The 24,597-nt window shown below is 71.2% G+C and carries 18 protein-coding genes and 1 tRNA gene; 4 read left to right on the plus strand and 15 right to left on the minus strand.

Annotated elements, in window-relative coordinates:
• Positions 1 to 41 precede the first annotated feature (41 nt).
• From thrB to argS, 5 genes are read right to left on the minus strand one after another with little or no spacing between them, the layout of a single operon-like run.
• Complete coding sequence (gene thrB, locus J1M64_RS02085) at positions 42 to 1,004, minus strand: homoserine kinase (RefSeq protein ID WP_096905249.1); 963 nt, start codon at positions 1,002 to 1,004, stop codon at positions 42 to 44.
• Positions 1,001 to 2,083 carry a threonine synthase gene (gene thrC, locus J1M64_RS02090; protein WP_119191790.1) on the minus strand — a complete coding sequence of 361 codons (1,083 nt, stop codon included), beginning with the start codon at positions 2,081 to 2,083 and terminating at the stop codon, positions 1,001 to 1,003. The genes thrB and thrC overlap by 4 nt, the downstream gene beginning before the upstream one ends.
• A complete protein-coding gene (locus J1M64_RS02095; protein WP_067718363.1) occupies positions 2,080 to 3,432 on the minus strand; it encodes a homoserine dehydrogenase in 1,353 nt (450 codons plus the stop codon). The genes thrC and J1M64_RS02095 overlap by 4 nt, the downstream gene beginning before the upstream one ends.
• On the minus strand, positions 3,429 to 4,847 hold the full coding sequence (lysA, locus tag J1M64_RS02100; protein WP_206472376.1) for a diaminopimelate decarboxylase: 1,419 nt from the start codon (positions 4,845 to 4,847) through the stop codon (positions 3,429 to 3,431). Before lysA ends, J1M64_RS02095 begins: the two co-directional genes overlap by 4 nt.
• The gene (argS, locus tag J1M64_RS02105) at positions 4,844 to 6,496 is read right to left on the minus strand and encodes an arginine--tRNA ligase (RefSeq protein ID WP_206472378.1); all 1,653 of its coding nucleotides are present in this window, start codon (positions 6,494 to 6,496) and stop codon (positions 4,844 to 4,846) included. The genes lysA and argS overlap by 4 nt, the downstream gene beginning before the upstream one ends.
• A gap of 193 nt (positions 6,497 to 6,689) precedes the next feature.
• Between argS and J1M64_RS02110 the strand changes: the two genes are divergently transcribed.
• Positions 6,690 to 6,762 (plus strand) — tRNA-Arg (locus tag J1M64_RS02110).
• 61 nt (positions 6,763 to 6,823) lie between these two features.
• On the opposite strand, the gene J1M64_RS02115 is transcribed toward J1M64_RS02110, so the two are convergent.
• The 5 genes from J1M64_RS02115 to J1M64_RS02135 all read right to left on the minus strand — a co-directional run bounded on the left by J1M64_RS02115 (position 6,824) and on the right by J1M64_RS02135 (position 14,891).
• The gene (locus tag J1M64_RS02115) at positions 6,824 to 7,303 is read right to left on the minus strand and encodes a MarR family winged helix-turn-helix transcriptional regulator (protein WP_067718370.1); all 480 of its coding nucleotides are present in this window, start codon (positions 7,301 to 7,303) and stop codon (positions 6,824 to 6,826) included.
• Positions 7,304 to 7,379: 76 nt separating this feature from the next.
• Entirely contained in the window at positions 7,380 to 10,016 is a 2,637-nt protein-coding gene (locus J1M64_RS02120; RefSeq protein ID WP_206472380.1) for an AAA family ATPase, read from the minus strand.
• Positions 10,013 to 11,200 (minus strand): metallophosphoesterase, encoded by a 1,188-nt coding sequence (locus tag J1M64_RS02125; RefSeq protein WP_206472382.1) that lies wholly within the window; start codon positions 11,198 to 11,200, stop codon positions 10,013 to 10,015. Before J1M64_RS02125 ends, J1M64_RS02120 begins: the two co-directional genes overlap by 4 nt.
• Positions 11,201 to 11,250: 50 nt before the next feature.
• Positions 11,251 to 12,006 carry a hypothetical protein gene (locus J1M64_RS02130; protein WP_206472384.1) on the minus strand — a complete coding sequence of 252 codons (756 nt, stop codon included), beginning with the start codon at positions 12,004 to 12,006 and terminating at the stop codon, positions 11,251 to 11,253.
• On the minus strand, positions 12,003 to 14,891 hold the full coding sequence (locus tag J1M64_RS02135; protein WP_307872344.1) for a DEAD/DEAH box helicase: 2,889 nt from the start codon (positions 14,889 to 14,891) through the stop codon (positions 12,003 to 12,005). Before J1M64_RS02135 ends, J1M64_RS02130 begins: the two co-directional genes overlap by 4 nt.
• A 158-nt stretch (positions 14,892 to 15,049) precedes the next feature.
• Between J1M64_RS02135 and J1M64_RS02140 the strand changes: the two genes are divergently transcribed.
• Entirely contained in the window at positions 15,050 to 15,805 is a 756-nt protein-coding gene (locus tag J1M64_RS02140; protein ID WP_206472388.1) for an HNH endonuclease family protein, read from the plus strand.
• A gap of 9 nt (positions 15,806 to 15,814) precedes the next feature.
• Here the strand turns inward: J1M64_RS02140 and J1M64_RS02145 are convergent, their stop codons facing one another.
• The 5 genes from J1M64_RS02145 to J1M64_RS02165 are packed head-to-tail and all read right to left on the minus strand — an operon-like array spanning position 15,815 to position 22,318.
• Entirely contained in the window at positions 15,815 to 17,872 is a 2,058-nt protein-coding gene (locus J1M64_RS02145) for a DEAD/DEAH box helicase (protein WP_159148515.1), read from the minus strand.
• 55 nt (positions 17,873 to 17,927) lie between these two features.
• The gene (locus J1M64_RS02150) at positions 17,928 to 19,163 is read right to left on the minus strand and encodes an MFS transporter (RefSeq protein WP_206472390.1); all 1,236 of its coding nucleotides are present in this window, start codon (positions 19,161 to 19,163) and stop codon (positions 17,928 to 17,930) included.
• A complete protein-coding gene (locus J1M64_RS02155; protein ID WP_206472392.1) occupies positions 19,160 to 20,494 on the minus strand; it encodes a M20/M25/M40 family metallo-hydrolase in 1,335 nt (444 codons plus the stop codon). The genes J1M64_RS02150 and J1M64_RS02155 overlap by 4 nt, the downstream gene beginning before the upstream one ends.
• Positions 20,491 to 21,687: an alanine racemase gene (locus tag J1M64_RS02160; protein ID WP_206472394.1), complete on the minus strand. Its 1,197-nt coding sequence runs from the start codon at positions 21,685 to 21,687 to the stop codon at positions 20,491 to 20,493. Before J1M64_RS02160 ends, J1M64_RS02155 begins: the two co-directional genes overlap by 4 nt.
• Positions 21,680 to 22,318: a TetR/AcrR family transcriptional regulator gene (locus tag J1M64_RS02165; protein WP_206472396.1), complete on the minus strand. Its 639-nt coding sequence runs from the start codon at positions 22,316 to 22,318 to the stop codon at positions 21,680 to 21,682. The genes J1M64_RS02160 and J1M64_RS02165 overlap by 8 nt, the downstream gene beginning before the upstream one ends.
• A gap of 142 nt (positions 22,319 to 22,460) precedes the next feature.
• Between J1M64_RS02165 and J1M64_RS02170 the strand changes: the two genes are divergently transcribed.
• Entirely contained in the window at positions 22,461 to 23,795 is a 1,335-nt protein-coding gene (locus J1M64_RS02170) for a D-arabinono-1,4-lactone oxidase (RefSeq protein ID WP_206472398.1), read from the plus strand.
• A gap of 82 nt (positions 23,796 to 23,877) precedes the next feature.
• The gene (locus J1M64_RS02175; RefSeq protein ID WP_067718393.1) at positions 23,878 to 24,573 is read left to right on the plus strand and encodes a hypothetical protein; all 696 of its coding nucleotides are present in this window, start codon (positions 23,878 to 23,880) and stop codon (positions 24,571 to 24,573) included.
• Positions 24,574 to 24,597 lie beyond the last annotated feature (24 nt).

Here is a 24,597-nt window from a genome sequence, read left to right on the forward strand (position 1 = left end):
GGACGCTCTACCGATCGGACGGGGCGTCGCCCGACCGGGTGTCAGTCTCCGGCCACGACCCGGGCACCGTCCGCGATCTGCAGGTCCAGCACCGTCCATCCCTGCGCCTCGGCATCGGCGCGCAGGTCGGTCGGCAACCCGTCGGTGCCCAACACCAGCACGGTCGGGCCGGCGCCGGAGACCGTCGCCGCGAGACCCCGCTCACGCAGTCTGGTGACCCACTCGGTGGTGCCGACCAGGGCCGGGGCCCGGTAGGACTGGTGGAGCCGATCCTCGGTCGCGGCCAGCAGGAACTCCGGATGGGCCGCGAGCGCGACCGACATCAGCGCGGCGCGGCTCGCGTTGAAGGCCGCGTCCTCGTGCGGGACGGTGGCCGGGAGCAGGCCGCGGGTCTGCGCGGTCGACGACGTCTCGGACGGCACCAGAACGGTGGCGACGATCGAGGGATCCACCTCCATGCGGACCGCACGGTAGTGCACGCCGGTCGCCGAGCGCTCCGTCCACGACACCACGACCCCGCCGAGGACACTGGCCGCCGCGTTGTCCGGGTGGCCCTCGAACTCGCTCGAGAGCTGGACCAGGTGGTCGTTCGTCAGCACCCCGCCCATCAGACCGTTCGCCGCGACCAGTCCGCCGACCGCGGCGGACGCCGACGACCCGAGACCGCGGGAGTGCGGGATCGCGTTCCGGCAGGAGATCCGTACGCCCGGCACACCCACACCACCGGCACGCAGCCCGGCCTCGACGGCCTTGGCCACCAGGTGCGAGGCGTCCTCGGGAACCTGACCGGCGCCCTCCCCCGACACCTCCAGCTCGAGGCCGGAGTCGATCGTGGTCACCGTGATCGTGTCGTACAGCCCCAGGGCCACCCCGAGCGCGTCGAAACCCGGCCCGAGGTTCGCGCTGGACGCCGGTACCTCGATCGTGACCGTGCGCCCGACCGGCAGGATGTGCCCACCCGAGCTGCCGAAGACCTCCGGGCCGGGACCGCTCACCTCGCTCACTGCAGGCCGAGGGCGCCGGCGACGGCCGACGGATCCACCGGGATGGCCTCGACCTCGGGCATCCCCAGCAGGGCGGTGTCGGGGTCCTTGAGTCCGTTGCCGGTCACGGTGCACACGATGGTCTGTCCCGCCTCCAGCTCACCGCCCGCGTGCGCGTCGAGCAACCCCGCCACCGAGGCCGCGGAGGCGGGCTCGACATAGACGGCATCCTTGCCGGCGACCATGCGGTACGCCTCGAGGATCTGCTCGTCGGTGCGCTTGCGGAACGTCCCCCCGGACTCGTCGCGGGCGGCCACCGCGCCGTCCCACGACGCCGGGGAGCCGATCCGGATGGCGGTGGCGATGGTCTCGGGGTTCTTGACCGGGGCGCCGTCGACCAGCGGTGCGGCGCCGGCGGCCTGCACACCCATCATCCGCGGGCGGGACGAGATGATCCCGTCGGCGTGGTACTCGGTGTAACCCTTCCAGTACGCGGTGATGTTGCCCGCGTTGCCGACGGGCAGGAAGTGCAGGTCGGGGGCGCGCCCGAGAACATCGACGATCTCGAACGCCGCCGTCTTCTGTCCCTCGATCCGGACCGGGTTGACCGAGTTGACCAACCCGATCTCAGCGTAGGTGGCGGTGGTCTTGCGGGCCAACTCCAGGCAGTCGTCGAAGTTGCCGTCGACCTGGATGATGGTGGCCCCGTGCATCACGGCCTGGGCGAGCTTGCCGGCGGCGATCTTGCCCTGCGGGATGAGCACGGCGCACTCCATCCCGGCACGGGTGGCATAGGCGGCCGCCGATGCGGACGTGTTGCCAGTCGACGCGCAGAGGACGGCCTTCTGGCCGCGAGCCTTGGCATCCGTCACCGCCATCGTCATGCCCCGGTCCTTGAAGGATCCGGTCGGGTTGAGGCCCTCGACCTTGAGGTACACCTCGCAACCCGTCACGGCGGACAGGTGGGTCGCGCGAATGAGCGGGGTCCCGCCCTCGTAGAGCGTCACCGGCTCCCAGTCGTCCCCGATCGGGAGTCGGTCGCGGTAGGCCTCGATGAGGCCGGGCCACCGGCTGTGCACGGGCTGGTGGGTGTTGCTCATTCGGTGTCCACTCCCTCGAGACGGATGACGCTGGTGATGGCCGTGACGGCGTCCTGATCCGACAGTGCTGCCACGGTGTCGGAGAGCGCGCGCTCCGACGCCCGGTGGGTCAGGACGGTGAGCTCCGCGGAGGGCTCGACATCGTCGAGCTCGGTCTCCGGCAGTTCGACCTCGGTCTGTCGCACCTGTGCGATGGAGACGCCGTGCCGCGAGAACTCGGCGGCGACGAGGGCGAGCACGCCCGGCTTGTCGGCGACCCGCATGCGCACGTGATAGCGCGTCGAGATCTCGTCCATGGAGGCGACCGGAAGAGCGGCGTACGTCGACTCCCCCGGGGCGCGACCCGCACCGACCTTGTTGCGGGCGGCGGCGACCATGTCGCCCAGGACCGCGGAGGCGGTCGGGGAACCTCCCGCACCCTGACCGTAGAACATGAGTCGACCGGCGGCCTCCGCCTCGACGACGACGGCGTTGAACGCCCCGTTCACCGTGGCGAGCGGGTGGGTGTTGGGCAGCAGCGCCGGGTACACGCGCGCCGACACGGCCTCGGACCCGTCCGACTGGGTGAGCTTCTCGCAGATGGCGAGCAGCTTGATGGTGCAGTCCATGTCGCGGGCCGACTCGAAGTCGTCCGGCGAGATCCGCGAGATGCCCTCGCGGTAGACATCCCCGGCGGTGACGCGGCTGTGGAACGCGATCGACGCGAGGATGGCGGCCTTGGCGGCCGCGTCATACCCCTCGACATCGGCCGTGGGGTCGGCCTCGGCGTACCCGAGACGGGAGGCCTCCGCGAGGGTCTCCGAGTAGTCGGCCCCGGTCGAACCCATCTCCGACAGGATGTAGTTGGTGGTGCCGTTGACGATCCCCAGCACGCGCTCCACCTGGTCGCCGGCCATCGATCGGCGCAGCGGGCCGATCACCGGGATAGCACCGGCCACGGCCGCCTCGAAGTACAGATCGGTGTGCGTGGAGTCGGCCACCGCCGCCAGTTCGTCCGTGTACTCCGCGAGCAGCGCCTTGTTGGCCGTCACCACGGCCTTGCCGTGACGCAGCGCCTCGAGGAGGAGCGGACGCGGCACGTCGATGCCGCCCATGAGCTCGACGACGACGTCGACGTCGTCGCGCGCGACCAACGACGACGGGTCCGCGGTGAGCAGGTCCGGATCGAGCCCGCGATCCTTGGTGAGATCGCGCACCGCCACGCCGCGGAGGGCCAGGGGCGCGCCGATGCGGGCCGCCAGTGCGTCGGCGTTCTCGGTCATGTAGCGGATGACCTCGGATCCGACGGTGCCCATCCCGAGCACCGCCACCCCCACGGGTCGCACGCCTGACGCGCTTGCGTCGCTCACTGTCCCACCTCCAGGCTCGTCAGATCGTCCAGGGTCTCACGGCGCAGCACCAATCGTGCCCGCCCGTCGCGCACCGCCACCACGGCGGGTCGCCCGATCATGTTGTATCGGCTCGACATGGAGTAGCAGTATGCGCCCGTGGCCGCGACGGCCACCAGGTCACCGCCAGCCACGTCCTCCGGCATCCACAGGTCGCGCACCACCACGTCGCCGCTTTCGCAGTGTTTGCCGACCAGCCTGGACACCACTGGCTCGGCGTCTGACGAGCGTCCCACCAGCCGGGCGTCGTAGACGGCGTCGTACAGGGCCGTGCGGATGTTGTCACTCATCCCGCCGTCGACACTGATGTAGCGCCGGTTCTCCCCGCCCGCGAGCTCGACGTCCTTGACCACGCCCACCTCGTACAGCGTGACCGTGCCCGGGCCGGCGATGGCACGACCGGGCTCGACGACCAGCGTCGGCGGGACGAGCCCGGCATCCCGGGCGAAACCCTCGACGATCTCCCGCAGGGACGCCGCCAACTGGGCCACCGGCGGCGGATCATCCGACGAGACGTAGCTGATGCCGAGACCGCCGCCGAGATCGAGGTGGTCGAGCTGAGCTGTCCGCTCGGCGCCGAACTCGTCGACGATCTCGCGCAGCAGTCCGATCACCCGTCGCGCCGCGAGTTCGAACCCGTCGATGTCGAAGATCTGGGACCCGATGTGACTGTGCAGCCCGGTCAGCCGGATGTTCGGCGCGTCGAACACCGCGCGGACGGCCTGCATCGCCGCACCGCCCGCGAGCGAGAAGCCGAACTTCTGGTCCTCGTGAGCGGTCGCGATGAACTCGTGGGTGTGGGCCTCGACGCCGACCGTGACCCGGATGAACACGTCCTGGACGACGCCCTCCTCACCGGCGATCCGGTCGAGGATCTCGATCTCCGACATCGCGTCGATCACGACGTGGGCGACGCCACTGCGGACGGCCAGGCGCAGCTCGTCCGCTGACTTGTTGTTTCCGTGGACGGTGATCCGTTCGGGCGGGAACCCGGCCCTCAGCGCGATCGCGAGCTCGCCGCCCGAGGCGACGTCCAGCCCCAGCCCCTCCTCGGCGACCCAGCGAGCAGTCTCCGTGGTCAGGAACGCCTTGGATGCGTAGTGCACGCGGTCCGCCCCGCCGAACGCTTCCGCCATCTCGCGGCACCGGGAGCGGAAATCGTCCTCGTCGATCACGAACAGTGGCGTACCGAACTCCGCGGCGAGCTCGCTCGCGGTGACACCCGCGAACTCCACCACTCCGTCGTCGCGCCGGTCGGCACCGCGTGGCCACACGGAGGGCGCCAGTGCCATGACGTCGTTCGCGTCGGCGGGCCGCTCACCGATCCCCGGCGCGTGCGGGACCTCGTGCCGGGCCCCGGCGGGGTGGGCGCTCACATCTTCTCCGGTGCGCTGACGCCGATCAGGCGGAGGCCGTTCGCGAGGGTCTGCCGGGTGGCCGTACTCAACGCGAACCGGGCGGCGTGCAGCGGGCCCGGCTCCTCGTCACCCATCGGCAACACACGACAGGTGTCGTAGAAGCGGTGATACGCGGCGGCCAACTCCTCGAGGTAGCGCGCGATGCGGTGGGGCTCGCGCAGGTCCGCGGCGCTGGCGACGACCCGGGGGAATTCACCGATGGTGCGGATGAGCGCACCCTCCCGGTCCTCGGTGAGCAGCGCCAGGTCCGCGCCCTCGGGGGTGACCCCCAGATCGGCGGCGTTGCGCGCCAGGGAGCAGAGACGGGCGTGCGCGTACTGCACGTAGAAGACGGGGTTGTCGTTCGTCGCCGACGTCCACAGCGCCAGGTCGATGTCCATCGTCTGGTCGACCGAGGACCGGATCAGCGCGTACCGCGCGGCATCGACGCCGATGGCGTCGACGAGGTCGTCGAGCGTGATGACGGTTCCCGCCCGCTTGCTCATCTTGATCGGGGCGCCGTCCCTGACGAGGTTGACCATCTGACCGATGAGCACCTCGATCGTCGCCGGGTCATCGCCCAGGGCCGCTGCGGCGGCCTTGAGCCGGGCGATGTACCCGTGGTGGTCGGCTCCCAGCATGTAGATGCACAGGTCGAAGCCGCGTTCGCGCTTGTCCAGGAAGTAGGCGATGTCGCCGGCGATGTAGGCGGCGTCGCCGTCGGACTTGAGAACCACGCGGTCCTTGTCGTCACCGAACGCGGTCGACCGGAGCCACCAGGCGCCCTCGGATTCGTAGAGGTTCCCGTTGCCCTTGAGCGTCTCGATCGCGCGGTCCACCGCACCGGAGGTGAACATCGAGTTCTCGTGGGTGTAGACATCGAAGACGGTTCCGAACTCGGCCAGCGAGTTCTTGATGTGGGAGAACATCAGGTCCACGCCGACCGCTCGGAACGTCTCGAGGGCCTCGGACTCCGGCTGCTCCAGCACGTCCGGGTGCTCGGCGACCACATTCGACGCGATGTCCTGGATGTACGCTCCCGCGTAGCCGTCCTCGGGGGTCGCCTCGCCGCGGGCAGCCGCGGCCAGCGAACGGCTGAAGCGGTCGATCTGCGCCCCGTGGTCGTTGAAGTAGTACTCACGCGTGACCGCTGCGCCGGAGGCCTCGAGCACACGGCCGAGGGCGTCACCGACCGCCGCCCAGCGTGTACCGCCCAGGTGGATGGGCCCGGTGGGGTTCGCGGAGACGAACTCCAGGTTCACCCGGCGGCCGGCCATCGCGTCCCCGTTGCCGTACTCCTCGCCCGCGGAGAGCACGGTGGCGACGAGCGAGCCCTGGGCCCCGGAATCGAGACGGATGTTGAGGAACCCCGGTCCGGCGATCTCGGCCGAGGCCACGCCCGGGTCGGCCACCAGCGCGGTCGCGAGATCCTGCGCCAGCTCGCGAGGGGCCGACCCGACCTTCTTGGCCAGTTGGAGAGCGATGTTCGTCGCGTAGTCCCCGTGCTCGGGGTTGCGCGGCCGCTCCACCGTCACCGACTCCGGAACGACCGACGTGTCGGCCCCGCGGTCGGCGAGAACGGAGATGAGGGCTGCGCGAATGACGGCGGCGAGATCGGCGGGAGTCACGTCTTCCTATCCTAGGTGTCGGCACGTCGCGGGGGGAATCGGACGTCTGTCCGGGCGACCCGTCCGAGCCCCGACGGGCCCGATGCGGTCCTGCCCGACCGCCGGTGCTACGATCAGTCTCGCTGTTCGAGCGATCCCCGCCAGTGCGGGGTGTCCGCTGGAGCGGCCTCCGGCCCGTGAGGGTCGGTATCCCGCCCTCGTAGCTCAGGGGATAGAGCGTTGGTTTCCGGTACCAAAGGTCAGGGGTTCGATTCCCTTCGGGGGCACACGCAGGACGAGAAGGGCCCGGGCGATTGCCCGGGCCCTTCTCGTCTCTCCCGCTCCGCGTCAGGTGGGCCGGGTGATGCCGTCCACCTCACCGATGCGGTCGACGATTCGCTCGTAGATGTCGGTGAGTGCGAGTACCTCGTGCTCGGAGAGCACATCGATGAACAGCTCCCGGACCTTCTCGACGTGCTTGGGGGCCACTGACGCGATCGCCTGGGCGCCCGCCTCGGTGAGGGTGACGACGGTCCCGCGACCGTCCTCCGCGCATTCTCCCTTGGCCACCAGGCCGCGCCCCTCCATACGCCGGACCTGGTGAGAGACCCGGCTGCGGTCCCAGCCGAGTGCGGCGCCGAGTTCCCTCGCCCGGAGTCCCCGGTTGTCGGCCTCACTGAGGCTCACCAGAACCGAGTAATCGGATTGAGACATCGAGGCGTCCCGCTGGAGTTGGCGCTCCATGGCGAGTTCGAGCAGTTGGTTCACATCGCGGTACCGGCGCCACATGCGCTGCTCGTCATCGCTCAACCAGCGTGTCTCCGTCATGGGGCTATTACAGCACGACGACCCACTCGGCATTCCTCCACCACCGCTCCGGGGCGCCCGCCGCCGTCAACGGCGTTCACTCGCGATCGGCGCCAGACCTCTGCATGACGTGGGTGTGTGCGCCCCCGATGCCCGCGAACCGGGCGCGGTCGCACGTGAGCACGATGACCTGTGACGTCGCCGCAGCCGCGGCGATGACCGCTCCCATGGTGAGTCGGCGAGAGGGATCCGTATAACCCATGGTGTCGTCGAGGAAAACGGGGACGCCGTCGTCACCGACGAGTCGCGCACAGGCGATCCGGACGATCACCGCCAACTGCTCCCTGGCGCCCCCGGACAGCGATTCGTAGTCGACGGTCACATCCCCGACCCGCCTGGACAGGATGGTCAGATCCTCGCCGAGCCTGACGTCGAAGTCACGCCCGTACACGAGGGAACCGAGTTCGACGACCGCCCTGTGGAACGGGGCCTGGTACGCGAGCAGAGCCTCCGATCGACGCGCCGCGAGTGTGCGGTGGAGCAAGTCCGCCGCACGGGCTCGGCGCCACAGCGCTGCGTTCTCCCTCTCCGCCGCCTCGAGTTCGCGCTCGGCGGAAGCGACCCCCTCGAACCGGCCCTGGTCGCCGATCGCGTTGACCCGGCCCATCGACGTGGCGACGGCAGCAGCCGATTCGCGTTCCTCGGCGGCCAGTGAGGACAGTGAGGCCCGGGCGTTGTCCAGCAGACCGGGCGGCGCGTCGGCGAGCGCCTCGTCCAATTCCGCCTTCGCCTCCCGTGCCTTCCCACGGGCGGTCTCTGCCCGGAGGCGCGCCTCCCCCGCCCTCTCCTCGAGGCTGAGGTCCGGGGCGGCGTCACGCGCGGCCGACAGCGCCTCCCCGCACTCACCGTGCCGGCCGGCTGCCTCGTCTGCCAGTGCGATACGGGTCGCGTACTCGGTGCGGAGTGTTTCGGCCTCGGCGGATGCGGCACGATCCTCCGCCCTGCAGCGGACGACCGATTCCTCCGCGGCGGCGTACTCGGTCTCCGGATCGTCCTCCCCCTCCGCGACGGCTCCTCCTGCCCTCTCGTCCGCGACCTGGCCGGACGGCACGGTCCCGGCCGGGACCCGTGAGCGCAGGTCGTCCCGTCTCGCGGTGAGATCATCCGCCGTCTCGCCGCCGAGGAGGTCCGATCGCCGTCGACGCAGTGCCTCGATCTCGGCACGCAGCGCGCCCGCCCGCCGGGAGCGTTCCTCCGCCTCCGTGGGGTTCTCCACACCGAGCTCCGCGAGAAGGTGGTCCAGCCGGAGGCGAGCGGACTGCTCGTCCCGTCGGACGGAGTCCGTGTCACCCGCGGGGACGACAGTCAGCGATACCGTCCCGACCTCGAAGACCGTGTCCTCCACGATCTCGTGCGTCCACCCCGCAGAGGCGTCGAGGCCCTCCCCTCCGACCCGGAACTCGCCCTCCCCGGTGATCTCCACCCGGGGAGCACTGGCTGCGGACCGGATGACGGCCTCCCGCAGCGTCTCGTCCGCGCGGCGGATGGCGTCGACCGAGCCATCGGCGACGTCGACCGCGGCGAGCTCCGCCTCCTTGCGGCGCAGCTCGTCCCCCACCTCTGTCAGGGTCCCGAGGAGTCGTTCCAGGTGCTCGAGGTCCGCCCGCCTGCGGTCGCCCTCCTCGACCGCGCGTGCGGCATCGAGGCGCGTGCGGGCCCGGATCACTCGCTTCTCCGCCGCCTCCAGTTCGGCCCGCGCCCGACGGGCCCGCTGCTGGGCTGGTTCCAGCCTCTCGGCCGCGGTGGCGGCGGCCGCCCGCAGATCGGTCTCCCTCCGCTGTTCGGTCATCGCCCTGTCGATGAGTTCCCGACGCTCTCGTTGCTCGCGCAGCGCGGCGTCATGCGCGGCCACCGCCCGGTCGACCTCGGCATCGGCGGATGCGCTGACCCCTCTGAGGTCCGCGACTGCCCGGCCCGCGGCCTCGAGACGCCCGACTTCCTTCTCGAGCGTGGCGAGCGCATCGAGTCGCGCGCGGTGGACGGCGGACCGGGCTTCGTGGTCCGCGACCGCCGCGTCGAGTTCCGAGTGCCGGGCCCGTGCCTCGGACAGCGCGGCCCGCGCCTCGGTGAGCCGGGACTCCGACCGCGCCAGGTCGCCGGTCGGCTCGCCCCGCCGCGCAGTGAGATAGCGATTGCGTTCCTCGGCGACGCGCTCGACCAGCGAGTCGTCGCCGGTCGGGTCCTCACCGCCCGCCGCGGCGTCCAACGCGCGGCGGAGAGAGTCCATACCCTTGGCCGCGTCGACCTGGCCCAGAGGTTCGTCCTGGGCTATGCGCAGGGCGCGCCACAGTGACCTGTCGACCTGACGGTCCAACAGGTCGCGGACGAAGTCGTGGGCGTCGTCTCCCGCCATCGCCGTGCGTGCCGATCCCGGGAACTCGAGGGAGGTGCGTTTGCCGCGGACGAACTCCTTGCGGTAGCGCATCCGTTCGCCGTCGACGGAGAACTCGGCCTCCACCACCACGGGGACGTCCCTGCCGACAGGGCTGGCGGCCTTGATCTCGGCACGCCCGGACGAGGCCTTGTGCTCGAGCAGCATCTCCAAGGCGTCCATGAGGCTGGTCTTCCCCGACTCGTTGGGGCCCTCGATCACCAGCACCCCACGTGGGGGCAGGTCGACCTCCTCGCGCACCACCCCGCGGAAGTCCTCGATCATCAACCGGTGCAGGATCATCGCGTTCCCCCGTCCACGAGCCGGTACAGCAAGCTCAGGGCGTGCCCGGCGTCCTCGGCGTCCACCCCGCCGTCGGCCGCCATGTCGACGAGGTCCGCGACCGCGCGGCCCGCATACCCGTCCACGAGATCCGTGAAGTCCGAGTCCTCCGCGCGGACCACGAGGTGGGTGCGTGACTGGCGCAGGTACGCGGAGGCGAACACCGCGTCCCAGGTCTCCAGGAGCGCATCGATCCGCGCGCGCAGGGCCACCCCGACGGTGCCGGTCAGCCCGAGTTTCAGCACGGTGCGCGGCTTGTCCTGCACCGCCTCGATCCGCTCGGCGAGGGAGTCGAGGTCCCCGTCCGTATCGATCTCCGCGTCCACCGCCAGGAAGGACCACCGGCCCGTCGCCAGCGGGGTGACCTCGCACGCTCGCCTCTCCCCCGACGGACCTCTCCCACCGAGCTCGACCAGTAGGACGTTGCCGGAGTCCTTCTCCACGTCGTCGAAGTCCGTGGTCTCCGGACTCCCCGAGAACCAGATGCGCCCGCCGGAGCCCACGCGGGTGACCGAGTGCCTGTCCCCGAGCGCCACGTAGTCCAGGCGGCGGGACTCGATCGCCTCCTCCAGCGAAGCCACGGCGATCGCCTCGACCGACGGGGAGTGCCCGCCGTAGATCTCGTCGGTACCCCCGTGCGCCACGAGGACCCGCACGGAGTCAGTGGGTTCGAGAGACGCCAGGAGCGCCGGTAACCGCGAGGGGTCCGGACGCTTGGACGTCCACGGGACGCCGACCACCTCGACGCCGGGAACGACCTCGACCGGGCCCGAACCGTCGAGGACCACGACGGCCCCGCCCTCGAGCGCCGGGGAGAAGTCCCTGCACCGGAACACCGAGGACGCGTCCAGTGGATCGTGATTGCCCGGCAGCACCAGCACCGGCACCGGGAACGCGGACAGGGCCTCGACCGCGCGGAGTACCACCGACCGGGGTACCGCGTTGTCCTCGAACACGTCGCCCGCGACCACCACGAACTGTGCCCCGTGTCGCTCGGCCAACCCACCGAGTGCCTCCACGGCCGCGAGCCTGTCCGCCGTGAAGACGGCCTGGGACTCGTCTCCGAGGAACCGCCGGGTCATACCGAGCTGCCAATCGGCTGAGTGGAGGAATCGGATGGCGTCGCCGTCCCGTGGGTTGGTCATGGCCGCATCGTAGGACGCGGGTCGGACACGCTACGCATCGGCGGCCCGCCTCACCGCGGCCGGTACCGGCCGAACGCGTCGAGGAAGTCCTCGAGGTCCGCCACCACCCGGAGTTGCTCGAGCGCGTCGTTGGTCGCCGCCGCGGCGAGCCTGCGGGTGACGGGCGCGTCCAGCAGGTCCTCGAGACCGGCCGGTCCGGGTGACGGCGACGCCGGCAGGATCGGCTCACCACCCCACAGCGCCTCCTCCACGTCGAAGGACACCTCGTCGTCGTCCCCTCCGCCCCGGAGGACGGCGCCGAGTTGCTCGGGTCGCAGACCCCTGAGCTCGAACAACACCTCCGGCCGGGAGTCCCACCACTCGACCATGATGTAGGCGGCCGCCAGCACGTGTCGGCAGGGGCCGGGTTGCACCGGACAGTGGCAGGTGAACGCGGTTGCCCCGTGCACCGCGGGCAGGAGGAGGAACCCGACGGTGTCGGAGAAGTCCCCGGCCAGGGCGCCGAGCACGCCCCGTTCCTCCCGCCTGAGGGCGGTGCGCAGGGCGTCGGAGTCGGTGTCGTCAAGCGGGGCGAACGTGAACTCCACTGTGAAGGGTTCCGGTCTGCTCCCGTCGACGTCGATCCGGACCGACCGGCCCGAGTGGTGCAGGGAGAGGACCTTGTTCTTGCGGGCGTCCTGTCGGGCCATGTGGGCGTCACCCCGGGAGACCCCGGATTCGATGTCACTCGCCCAGCGTCTGCTCCACATGTGTGCGCCGAACTGCCCGGCCCGGGACCTCGCCCGGATGCCCGCTTCGCCGCTCACGGTTCGTCCCGCCCCACGTCGGTGAACTCGACGAGTGCCGCCAGGTCCGCGTCCGCGAGCTCGGTCAGCGCGCCTGCCAACGGTCCCAGCGTCAACTCAGCGAGGTCCCGCTTGGCTTCGAGGAGTTCGTCGATACGGTCCTCGACCGTGCCCGGTGCGACGAGCGTGCGTACCTGGACCACCCGGGTCTGGCCGATGCGGTGGACCCGGTCGGTGGCCTGGTTCTCCACCGCCGGGTTCCACCAGCGATCCAGGTGTACGACGTGGTTGGCCTCGGTGAGGGTCAGTCCGGTCCCTCCCGCGCGTAGCGACGCGAGCATCACCGGTGGGCCGTGCGATGCCTGGAACTCCTCGACCATCTGAGCCCGTCCGGCCGCGGTGACCCCGCCGTGCAGGAATGGCACGGCGGTGGCGGCCCGACGCTCGAGTAGGGGCAGGATCAGATCGCCGAACGCCCGGTACTGGGTGAACAGCAGCACCTTCTCCCCCGCGTCGAGGATCTCGGTGAGGACCTCGTCGAGTGCGGCGAGTTTGCCCGAACGGTGGCGGCCGCCGCGCAGGAGTGCGGACCCGTCCCCGAGGTAGTGGGCGGGGTGGTTGCACACCTGCTTCAGGGCTGTGAGCCCCGAGAGGATGGCGCCCTTGCGGGCGGCCCCCTCGGACTCCTTGACCTGTTCCATCATGTCCTCGACGACCGCCCGGTACAGGGTCGCCTGCTCACGGGTCAGCGGCGAATCGACCCTGATGTGTTGCTTGTCCGGGAGATCGGCGACCACGCGGGGGTCGGATTTGAGGCGGCGCAGCACGAACGGTGCGGCGAGTGCCCGGAGCCTCGATGCCGCGGCCTCGTCGCGGTGGGACTCGATGGGGATCGCGAACCGGGCACGGAAGGTGCTGGCCGAACCCAACATCCCCGGATTGGCGAAGTCCAGGACGGCGCGGAGCTCGTCCAACCGGTTCTCCACCGGTGTCCCGGTCAGCGCGATCCGGTGCTCCGCCGGGATCGAGACGACGGCGCGCGCGACCGAGGTGGAGGGGTTCTTGATGGTCTGGGCCTCGTCGGCGACCAGCCGCCGCCAGGCCACCCGGGCGAGGAGTTCCGCGTCCCGGGACGCCGTCCCGTAGGAGGTCAGCACGAGGTCGGCGGCTCCGAGTAGTGTGGCCGCGTCGTCACCCCGTTCGCGGGCCGGTCCGTGATGGACGTGGATCCGCAGCTCCGGGGCGAACGTCGCCGACTCCCGGGCCCAGGTGGCCACCAGGGTGAGCGGCGCCACGACGAGAGTGGGGCCGGTCCGGCCCGCCGCGTGCTCGGACGCGGTGAGCGCGAGCACCTGCATGGTCTTTCCGAGCCCCATGTCATCGGCCAGCACGGCGCCGACATCGGCGCTGGACAGCGCGGTCAACCACCGCACCCCCTCCAGTTGGTACGGACGGAGCGTGGCGCGGAACCAGGGTGGGAGGTCGACCGGGATCGACGACGACGAGGGGATCCAGTCGATGGTCGTGGGCGCCTCCACCTCGACGCCCTCGCCTTCCTCGGACATCAGGGCGGCGACCAGTGCGGGTGCCGTGACCCGCCCCCCGCGCCGCGCGGCGAGGAAGCGGGCCGCCCGACGCAGTGCACCGGGGTCCGCCCGGACCCATTGGCCGCGGAGCTTGACCAGATCGGACGCGGCGTCGAGGAGCATCTGGGCCTCGGCGGGGTCGAGGGGGACGTCGTCGACGACCATCTCCCAGTTCACGTCCGCCAGCTGATCGAGCCCGAGCCGGCGACCCGAGTCGACGTTCTCGGTGCCCGGCTCCGTGACCGAGACCCGGACGGCGGTCCGCACCCTGGTCCAGGCTCGCGGCAGGAGGATCTCGACACCTCTCCCCCGTAGTGCCTCCACCCCCTCGTCGACCAACTGCACCACCAGGTCGGTGGGCATCATCAGGTCCGGACTGCCGGCGGTGTGGGTGGCACGCCCCAGCGGTGGCCACGACCGGACCGCCCGGTCGACGACGTCGCGCACCGCGTCACCCACGGCCGACGTATCGGGCAGCTCGGTGAAGGGCCGAAGGGAATCGTTGCCCGTGCGCACCAGCGTCTCCAGCCGCCACAGGATCTCCCCGGGCGCGGCGTGCCCGGCCCCGCCGTCGGAATCGCCCGGGCCCTCGTCGTCACCGCCGGTCGGCTCGACGATCCGGAACACCACCTCGACGTCCCGTGCCGCCGCCGCCCGTCCGAATTCGCCGATCGCTTCCGCCAACGCCTGGCCCCCGGACGTCACGCCCCCGCCCGTGATCAAGGCCGTGCCCAGGTCGCTCCGGCGATCGCCCGCCAGGGGCGCCAGGGCCATCCGCGCGTGCTGGTCCGCCAGGGCGGCGAGTAGTCGGTCGAGGTCCTCGCGGTTCGCCACCAGCCCGTGGCACCGGGACAGGCTCTCCGCTGCCCACGCCGACACCACGGGTGAGGCGGCGAGAGTCCATGACGCGTCCCATGCGCCCTCCGAACGGCCGAGGACGGGGACGACGTGCCCCGCACGCACGAAGGCGGCCACGCCCGACGAGAGCGCCGCGAGGGCCCGCAGCCCGGATCCGACCCAGTGGTCGGTGGCGTCGACCATCCCGCACAGATCCACCGCCGCGCCGACCGAGACCCGGATCCCCGGCACCGTCGCGGTCCGGACCCGGCCCTCGACCGGGGCACGAACCCCGATCCGGTGCGTCAGCGAGTAGCGCTCCAGGAACCGGATCACCTCCGGCGGGGCTCCGGCCCGGCCCACAGCCGTGACCTCGGCGGCGGGGGCGATCGATACCGGCCTACGCAATCCCGTCTCGCACCACAAGCCGACGACCCCGGACTGCCACACGGCGTGTAGTCGGGGTGCGGCGGTCGGGGTCACGTGCACATGTAAGCACGTGGGTCCGACAGCGGGCCGGCGTGCTCCCCTGAGAGGTACGGGCGAGGCCGCTGTCCACAGGCGCCCACCTGTCCACAGTCCCGCCCTGCCGACCCCCTCGGCGGGCGGGAGCCGGCGACATCCGCGTTCAGACTCGATGCGTGAGCCATGATCCCCGTACCCGGAGGCACCTTGCTGGCCGAGTCGTGCCGCCGCCCGCACCCCGGGCGCTCGCCCTGGCCCTCGTCGTGCTCGGCGTGCTCGCCGCCGTGTGGTGGTCCGGCCAACCGCCCCGCTCCGTCCCGGGCAGCCCACCGCGGGACGCGGTGGGGGCACTGCTCGACGCGGTCGAGGTGGTGGAGTCGCGGAACCCCGCTCCCGGGTACGAGCGGGACTGCTCGGGCGCGTCAGGGTGCGTGTTCGGCCCGGCCTGGAGTGACACGACCGGGGCGCCGGGGGCCGGAAACGGGTGCTCCACCCGTCACGATGTCCTGGCCCGCGACCTCGTCGGCGGCACCAGGACACCCGGGGCACGGTGCGAGGTGTCTGGCGGAGTCCTGACCGATCCGTACACCGGCAGGCTCGTCGACGCGGGCACCACGGGGGTGCGCGGCATCCACGTCGACCACGTCTACCCGCTCTCGGCGGCGTGGGACCTGGGGGCGTGGTCGTGGCCGGCCGGGCGCCGTGCCGCGTTCGCCAACGACATCGACCGGAACCTGCTCGCCGTCACAGCGTCGGTCAACACCGGCAAGAGCGACTCGACCCCGGCGGACTGGCTACCCCCGGATCCCGGTCGACACTGCTTCTACGCCTCCCGGTACCTCACCGCGGCCGTCGCCTACGGCCTGCCGGTGACGAGGGCCGACCATGACGCTCTCGCCGGTGCGGTCCGGCGGTGCCCGACCGGCCCGTAGGGCCCGGCGTCAGTGGCGGTCCGGGCCCCCGCCGGAACGCCCGCGGAACCCGCCACCGCGGCGGTCGTCGTCACCGCGGCGGAAGCCCCCACGGTCGTCGCGCTTCTCGTCACGGCCGCCGCGCCGGTCACCACGGTCACCTCGGTCGCCACGGTCATCGCGACGGGGTCCGCCGCCACGCGGCTTGCCGCCCCTGTCGTCCCGGAACGACGACGGACGACCCGACGGAGCGCCGGAGTCGGGGCGGATGTCGATCTCGGAACCCCCGACCCGGATTCCCTTCATCGAGTTGAGCTGGTCCGCGGGGAGATCCGCCGGCAGCTCGACGATCGAGTGGTCGAACCGGATCGAGATGCGTCCGATGTCACCGCCCCGGAGCCCGGCCTCGTTGGCCAGGGCGCCCATGATCGAGCCGGGCTTGACGTTGTTCCGCTTACCCACGGCGATCCGGTACTGCCCCATGTTCTTCCCCGACCGCGACGGACGCGGCCCGTCCGAGAAGTCGCGTGCCGGCCGCTCGCGACGGTCGTCCCGGCGCGGCGGGCGCTCGGGCTCCCGCATGAGGAAGTCGTCCGAGTTCCGCGACTGGGTCGCCAGAGCGGCGGCGATGTCGGACATCGAGACCGAGTGCTCGGAGGCGTACTCCTCCACCAGTCGGCGGAAGAGCGCGATGCTCGGGTCCTCGAGGCTCTCGGTGATCGACTGTGCGAACTTGGCCATCCGCATCTCGTTGACGTCGTCCACGCTCGGGAGCTGGATCTCGGTCAACGGTTGGCGGGTGGCCCGCTCGATCTGGGAGAGGAGCCGGCGCTCGCGCGGGGTGACGAAGAGCAGCGCCTCACCGCTCCTACCGGCGCGACCGGTCCGGCCGATCCGGTGGATGTAGGACTCGGTGTCGTGCGGGATGTCGTAGTTGACGACATGGCTGATCCGGGGGACGTCGAGACCTCGGGCGGCCACGTCGGTGGCGACGAGGATGTCCGTGCGACCGTCCTTCAGCGCCTCGATCGTGCGCTCACGCAGGTTCTGCGGGATGTCGCCGTTGATGGGCGCGGCGGAGAACCCCCGTGCACGGAGTCGCTCTGCCAGCTCCTCGGTGGCGGACTTCGTCCGGACGAACAGGATCATCGCGTCGAAGTCCTCGACCTCGAAGATCCTCGTCAGAGCGTCGAGCTTGTCCCGGTGGTTGACCAGGACGTAGCGCTGCGTGATGTTCGGCGCGGTCGACGTCTTCGACGCCACCTTCACCTCGGTCGGATTGGTGAGGTACTTCTGCGAGATCCGCCGGATGGCGGCGGGCATGGTCGCGGAGAACAGGGCCACCTGGGTCGTCTCCGGGGTGTCCGACAGGATCCGCTCGACGTCCTCCTGGAACCCCATCGCGAGCATCTCGTCGGCCTCGTCCAGGACGAGGTGCCGCAGACCCGACAGGTCCAACGTGCCCTTCTTCAGGTGGTCGATCACACGCCCCGGGGTGCCGACGATGATCTGCGCACCGCGCCGCAGCCCCGAGAGCTGGATGCCGTAGGCCTGCCCGCCGTAGATGGGCAGGACGTTCACCTGCGGCATGTTCGCCGAGTACGTGACACAGGCCTCGGCGACCTGGAGGGCGAGCTCTCGGGTCGGCGCCAGGATGAGGGCCTGGGGGCTCTTCACCGCCGGGTCGATCAGCGACAGGATGGGCAGCGCGAACGCGGCGGTCTTACCGGTGCCGGTCTGTGCCAGGCCGACCACGTCACGCCCCTCGAGGACCAGCGGGATCGTCGCGGCCTGGATGGCGGAGGGGACTTCGTAACCCACGTCCCTGACCGCCTGCGCGACCGCGGGGGCCAGCCCCATGTCGGCGAACGTCACCTCGGGCTCGTCCTCACCGCCGGCTGCAGGGGCGGCGGCGCCGGTGCGCGCGGGCGCGGCCGTGTCCGCAGCGCCGTTGTCCGCGGCGCCATTGTTTGCGGCGCCGTTGTTCGCGGCGCCGTTGTCCGCGGCGGAGGCTGGTTCGGGATTGCTGGCGTCGGTGTCGACCTCGTCGCCGGCGGTGGCGGTACGGTCCTCGTCGTTGTTCTCCATGAGGTTTTACATTCTACGGCGTCCGGGGGCTGTTGAGCGACACGGCTGCCGCAGGTCACTCCCCCGTGGTCACCGGGTTCGTGGCCTCACGGGTCTCCTCGGCGATGATCCACGGGATCGCGGCCCCCAGTAGGAGCACGCCGGACACCGCGAACCCCGCCTTGTAGCCCAGCAGGTCTACCACCAGTCCCACCACGACCGGTCCCAGGATCGCTCCGGAGTCGCTGGCCATCTGGAAGGTGGCGAGGACCTTGCCGCCTGCCCGGTCCGCGCCGATCACGTCCGCGACAGCGGCCTGTTGCGACGGGTTGAGGATCCCGGCCCCCATCCCGGCGATGACCGAGGCCGCCACGAGCAACGGCACGGTGTCACACCAGCCCAGGACGAGGGTGGTGACACCGGAGATCACCAGACCCAGGATCACCATCGGACGTCGCCCGTACCTGTCGGACAACCACCCGGCCGCGGAGACCACCGAGGCGGTCCCCACGGCGAACGACGCCAGCGCGGTGCCGGCGATACCGGCGCCGGCATCGAAGTTGGCCGCGGCGAACAGCGGGACGATGGCGACCCGCACACCGAACGAGGTCCACCCGTTGACGAAGCTGGAGATCAGCGCGGCGCGGTACCCGCTGTGCCGTAGCGCCTCGGCGACCGGGAGGGGTTCCTGCTCGGGGGACCCGTCGTCGGGTGAGGGCCGTCGGCCCCCGCGGAGGAAGACCGCCACCACGCCGGTCGCCACCAGCAGCGTGCCGGCGTAGACGAAGAACGGGATGCGCATGCCGAAGCCCGCCAACAATCCGCCCAGGACCGGACCGCCGATATTGCCGATGAGGAACGCGGTCGCATACAGGCCGGCGATCCGTCCCCGGGCGCCGGGCGGGGACAATCTGGTGAGCAGGGCCATCGCGGAGATCGTGAACATCGTCGACCCGAGACCGCCGAGACCGCGGAAGAGCAGGAGCTGCCAGTAGTTCTGCGCCAGCCCGGTCGCCAACGTGGAGACCACCACGATGAGGAGACCGGACATGTAGACCCACCGCTCGCCGAGTTTGTCGACGAGGAACCCACCGGCCGGCGCGAACACCAACCTGAAGAACGCGAATGCGCTGACGATGACCGACGCCGCCGTGACCGACACGTCGAAGCTGCGGGCGAACTGCGGCAGCACCGGCGCGACCAGGCCGTAGCCGATCGCGACGGCGAACGCGGCCGCGACGAGGACCCAGACGTCCGCGGGCAGGCGGGTCCGCGCAGACGGCGTCGGATGTCCGGTGAGCGCGCCCCTCACGCGGATCGGAGCACTCGGGCGAGCACGTCGGCACCGAAATGCAGTGCGTCGACCGGTACCCGCTCGTCGACGGCGTGGAAATGGCCGAAGACGTCGAACTCATCGGGCACGCGCAGTGGGACGAACCCGTAGCCGTCGATCCCGAGCGGGGCCAGATGCTTGTTGTCCGTGCTGGCGGGCAACAGGTACGGCACGACCATGGCATCGGGGTCGGATTCCCTGACGGCCTCGCGGATCACCTCCACGAACGGTGCGTCGGCCGGTGCGGCGATCGGTGGTTCCCAGATCCACTCGACCGTGACGTCGGGGCCGAGCTCCTGTTCGATCTCGGCACGGAACGTGTCCTCACCTCCGGGGAGTACTCGGCAGTCGATCTCCGCGCGTGCCTCGGTGGGGATGACGTTGGTCTTGTATCCGGCGGACAGAACCGTCGGCGAGGCGGTGTGGGACAGCGAGGCGGAGACGAGGGGCCCGAAGTGCCCGAGGACCCCGAGCCGATCCGGCAGTTCGGCGACCTCGCCGCTTCCTCCGGCCAGCCGACCGACCGCCGCGGCCAGCGCGGTGTTGGCCTCTGTCGGCTGCACCGGAAAGTCGAGATCGGCCACGCGATGAACCGCCCCGGCGATCGCGGCGACGGCGTTGTCCCCGGTCGGGCGGGACGCGTGTGCGGCGGTCCCGTGTGCGGTCACCGTGGCCCAGGCGACGCCCTTCTCGGCCACGGCGATCGGGTAGAGGCGGCGGCCGTCGACAGGTACCGACCAGCCCCCGACCTCGCTGAGCGCCTGGGTCATGCCGTCGAAGATCTCGGGCCGCTCCCGGACCACCCACTTGGCACCCATGATCCCCGCGGCCTCCTCATCCGCGAAGAACGCGAGCAGCAGCGGCCGCCGGGGCACGATCCCCTCCCGGCGGTAGTGGCGGACCACGGCGAGCATCATGCCGATCATGTTCTTCATGTCGACGGTGCCTCGACCATAGAGCCAGCCGTCGCGGATCTCACCGGCGAACGGCGGGACGGTCCAGTCCTCGGCGACCGCGGGGACGACGTCGACATGGCCGTGCACGACCAGACCACCCGCCTCCGGGTCGGCTCCCTCGATCCGGGCGAACAGGCTCCCTCGTCCGGGAACAGACTCCACGAGTTCGCTGGAGATGCCGACCTCGTCGAGGTACTCGGCGATCCGGCGGCACACCCTCGTCTCGCCGTCGCCGATCGTCGCGGGGTCACCGGTGTTGGTCGAGTCGATCGACACGAGATCCGCCGTGATCGCGACGGCCTCGGCATGCATCCGCTCCCGCGCCTGCTCGGACATCTGCTGGGCGTCTGTCATCCGAAACACTTCCCTTCACCACGGTAGGTGGGCCAGCGATCCACCACGGCGGGCCCGTCAGCAGTCTCGTCCACCACGTGGAGAGTGTCGAACCGCTCGCACAGTTCCCCCGCCTTCGCGTGACGCCACCATGCGCGCTCGCCGATGGGCACCTGCCCCCGCACGGGCGTCTGGACCTCTCCGGCCCCCTCCCGACCGAGGTATCGCAACCCCGCCGGGGCGGCGGGCACCGGGAGCCGGTCGCGCCCCGGGACGCCGGACGCGACGTATCCCCCGTACAGGAACGTGGTGAGACCACGCGCCGGCGTCCGCACGGCGGGCAGTGCGAACAGCAGCGCCGGCCGCGGGGTGAAGGTCCGATAGGCGTCGAACAGCCCCGGCACGTACAGTCCCGATCCCGCGGTGACCTCGGTGACGGCGGGCGCCCCGGCGCTCTCGGTGACGGACCCGGATCCCCCGGAGTTGATGATCTGCGGCGGTGTCCCGGTGATCGACTCGATCGTGGACGCCACCGCCGGTCGCACATCCCGCAGCCGCCGCATCGAGAGCCGTTTGACGACGCCGATCCCCGGTACGTCATCGGGCACCCCGGCCACCTGCGCCTCGTAGAACATCGCGCCCACCACGCGGAAGCCGGTGGCGACAGCCCGCCGTACCAGCGGCTCGACGTCGTCCGGTCCGCGTAGCGGGGAGCGGCGCACGCCCAGGTGGACGGGCCCCAGCCGGAGGGAGCAGTCGACGTCGATGCACACCCGCGCCCCGGACGCCCCCGCCTCCCGTGCGATCTCCAGCTGGCGCGGATGGTCGATCATGAGTGTCACGCAGTCCAGCGCCTGCGGATCTGCTCCGAGGCGTCCCAGGGCCGAGCGGTCGACGGTGGGGTACCCCATCAGGACGTCGTCGCACCCCGACTCCACCAACCACAACGCCTCGTCCAGCGAGTAGGCCATGATCCCGCGGACGGAGTCGTCGCCGCGCAGCCGGTCGCCGAGCACCTCCCGCAGCACGCCTCGGGATCTCACGGACTTGCTCGCCACCCGGATCCTGGTGCCCCCTGCCCGGCGGCGTAGGTCGTCCACGTTCGCCCGCAGACTCGGCAGGTGCAGAGCGGCGAGGGGCGCGTCGAGGCCCGCGGTCGCGACCCGGAGCGAGTCGACGACCACGGGGAGGCCGTCCGCCTCCCTGCTAGGCACCGTCGACCGGTCGCGCGTCCCGTACGACGAGGTCGACCGCCCGGTGGAGGAGGTCGTTGGCCTCGTCGTCGTTCCGGTAGATCTGCCACCGCAGGCTGATGCCGGTGATGACCGACAGGACGACGCGCACCATGTCGTCGAGGCCCATCGCCCACTGCACGTCGGCGGACTGCGCCGTGCGCTCGAGCACCGAACGCACGATTGCCTCGTTGGATTCCTGCTGGTCGCGGGCCAGGCCGACTTCGGGCAACCCGTGGGTCCTCAGCGAGTACGACACGATCTCGTAGGTGAGGAGCTGCCGGTCGGGCGATGCGGAGATCACCGCCCAGATCAGGTCGATCGCCTCGTACAGCCGTCGCCGCAGGCCCTCGGTGCCCCGGATCCCGGAATCGAAGTCGACGCTCACGAAGGCCCGGGCGGCCTGGTGGACCTCCGAGTTGACGGCGCCGATGACCTCGCGGAGAAGCTCTTCCTTATCCGTGTAGCAGTAGTGGACGACCCCCAGCGACACGCCCGCCCGTTCGGCCACGCCGCGGACGGTCACCGCACCCAGTCCGTCGTGTTCGGCGATCTCGAGGGCGGCCTGGAGGAGCTGCGCCCGGCGCTGATCGGCAGGAAGTCGTCTGGTCACCCGTCCATGGTACGACGACGAGGTGGACGTGCACACCGTTCACCGCACCCGCTCCCCCGGCGTGCCGGACGTCCGCCCCCACTCCGGGTCGATGGTCCAGGACCGCCTCCCGCCCCGCCTCGCGCGGGTACCCTCTCCTGCCATGACGACCTCGGTGGCCCCCTGGCAGAACTGGGCCGGCAATGTCCTGGCCTCTCCCTCGGGCCGGTCGCTCCCGACGACCGTCGCCGAGGTGAGCGACGTGGTCACGCGGGCGGCCGAGCGCGGAACCAGGGTCAAATGTGTCGGCGCGGGCCATTCCTTCACGCCGGCGGCCGCGACGGACGGCGTGCTCGTGTCGTTGGACGACCTCGCCGGTGTGGAATCGATCGTGCCGACCCGTGGTGCTGACGGTCGCGTCGACGGCGCGGACGTGACCGTCTGGGCGGGTACCCGGCTGCACCGACTGGGACCGCTGCTGTGGGAGCTCGGTCTGGCACAGCCGAACCTCGGGGACTTCGCCGAACAGTCCCTCGCCGGGGCGGTGTCGACCGGGACCCACGGCACGGGATGTGCGGCACCGGGCCTGCCCGCCACGGTCGTCGGCCTCCAGCTCGTCACCGCCGACGGTTCCGTTCTCACCTGTTCCCGCGAATCCGACCCCGAGGTGTTCGAGGCGGCCCGCCTCGGGATCGGCGCACTGGGGATCATCACCAAGATGACGGTCCGATGCGTCCCGGCCTTCGCACTGCAGGCCGAGGAGCGTCCGTGGACCCTGACCGCCGCACTGGCGGACCTGGAGGGTTTCGCCCGTTCCGCGGACCACGCCGAGTTCTTCTGGTTCCCCCACACCGACGCGATCAACGTCAAACGCAACACCCGGTTGCCCGGGGACGCCGAGCTGCACCCGGTGGGACGCATCCGGGGTCTGATCGGCGACGAACTCCTCTCCAACGAGGTCTTCGACGTGCTGTGCCGGGCCGCGACCCGACGTCCGGCGCTGACCCCCCGGCTCAACCGGGTCGCCTCACGGGCTCTGTCCGCACGGGACTTCACCGACCGGAGCTACCGGGTCTTCGCCTCCCCGCGGCGGGTCCGCTTCCGGGAGATGGAGTACGCCGTGCCCGTCGCGGCGGCGGCCGGGGTGTTGCGCGACCTCCGCGACACCATCGACCGCTCCGGCATCGTCACCCCGTTCCCCGTGGAGGTGCGGTTCGCCGCCGCCGACGACGTGTGGATGTCCACGGCGTACGGGCGCGAGGTCTGCTACATCGCCGTGCACCAGTACCACCTGATGGATCACACCGAACTGTTCCGTCTCGCGGAAGGGATCTTCCTCGCCGCCGGCGGGCGACCGCACTGGGGAAAGATGCACACCCGCACCGCGGAGGACCTGTCCGCCATGGTGGACCGCTTCGACGACTTCGTGTCCGTCCGTGACCGTCTCGACCCGGAGCGTGTCTTTGGCAACGACTACACCGAGCGTGTGCTGCCCTGAGCCACCACCCCGCGCGCCTTACGTACGGTGGAGGTTCGAGCCCGGCCCGCCCCCGCGCCGCCTTGACCTCCAGGAGTGCCCAGTGCCCGATCGAGTGCCCGCTGAATCCGACGTCTCCGGCCCGGCCGCGGGGGTGATCACTGCCGCCCTGCGCCGGGCGATCCGGAGCCAGACCGGTGCCGCCCGCGCCTACGTACGCACACTCCGGGCCCATCACCCGGACGAGAGCCCGGCCCGGATCCGCGAGCGTCTCGACGCGCGGTTCCTGAACACCGTCACCGCGTCCGGTGCGGCCGTGGGTGCCACGGCCGCGGTGCCGGGTCTCGGAACCATCGTCGCCTTCGGCGCGATCGGCGCGGAGTCGCTGGTGTTCCTCGAGGCCGCCGCGTTCTACACGCTCGCCGTGGCCGAGGTCCACGGCGTGGACGTCCGCCACGACGAGCACGAGGAACTGCTGGTCATGACAGTCATGTTGGGTGCGTCCGGCACCGCCATCCTGGCCAACGCGGTCAGCTCGTCGGGAGGGGCGGCCACGGGCGGCTCGTTGGCCGGCCGTGCACTCCGGGTACCCGGGCTGAAGGAGATCAACCGTCGGATGATGACCCGCTTCGTCAGGAAGTTCGCCGTGAAGCGGGCAGGGCTCGCCGTGGGCAAACTGGCACCCGCGGGGCTCGGCGCCGCTGTGGGTGGATGGGGCAACCGGAAGCTGGGGCGGACGGTCGTGGAGACCGCTGATGCCGCGTTCGGCACGCCACCGGACTCGTGGCCCGCCACGTGAACCGGCCGTGACGGGCCGGGGGCA

Origin of the sequence: Dietzia sp. KRD202 (genome assembly GCF_017168155.1) — a bacterium.
Lineage (GTDB): Bacteria > Actinomycetota > Actinomycetes > Mycobacteriales > Mycobacteriaceae > Dietzia > Dietzia kunjamensis.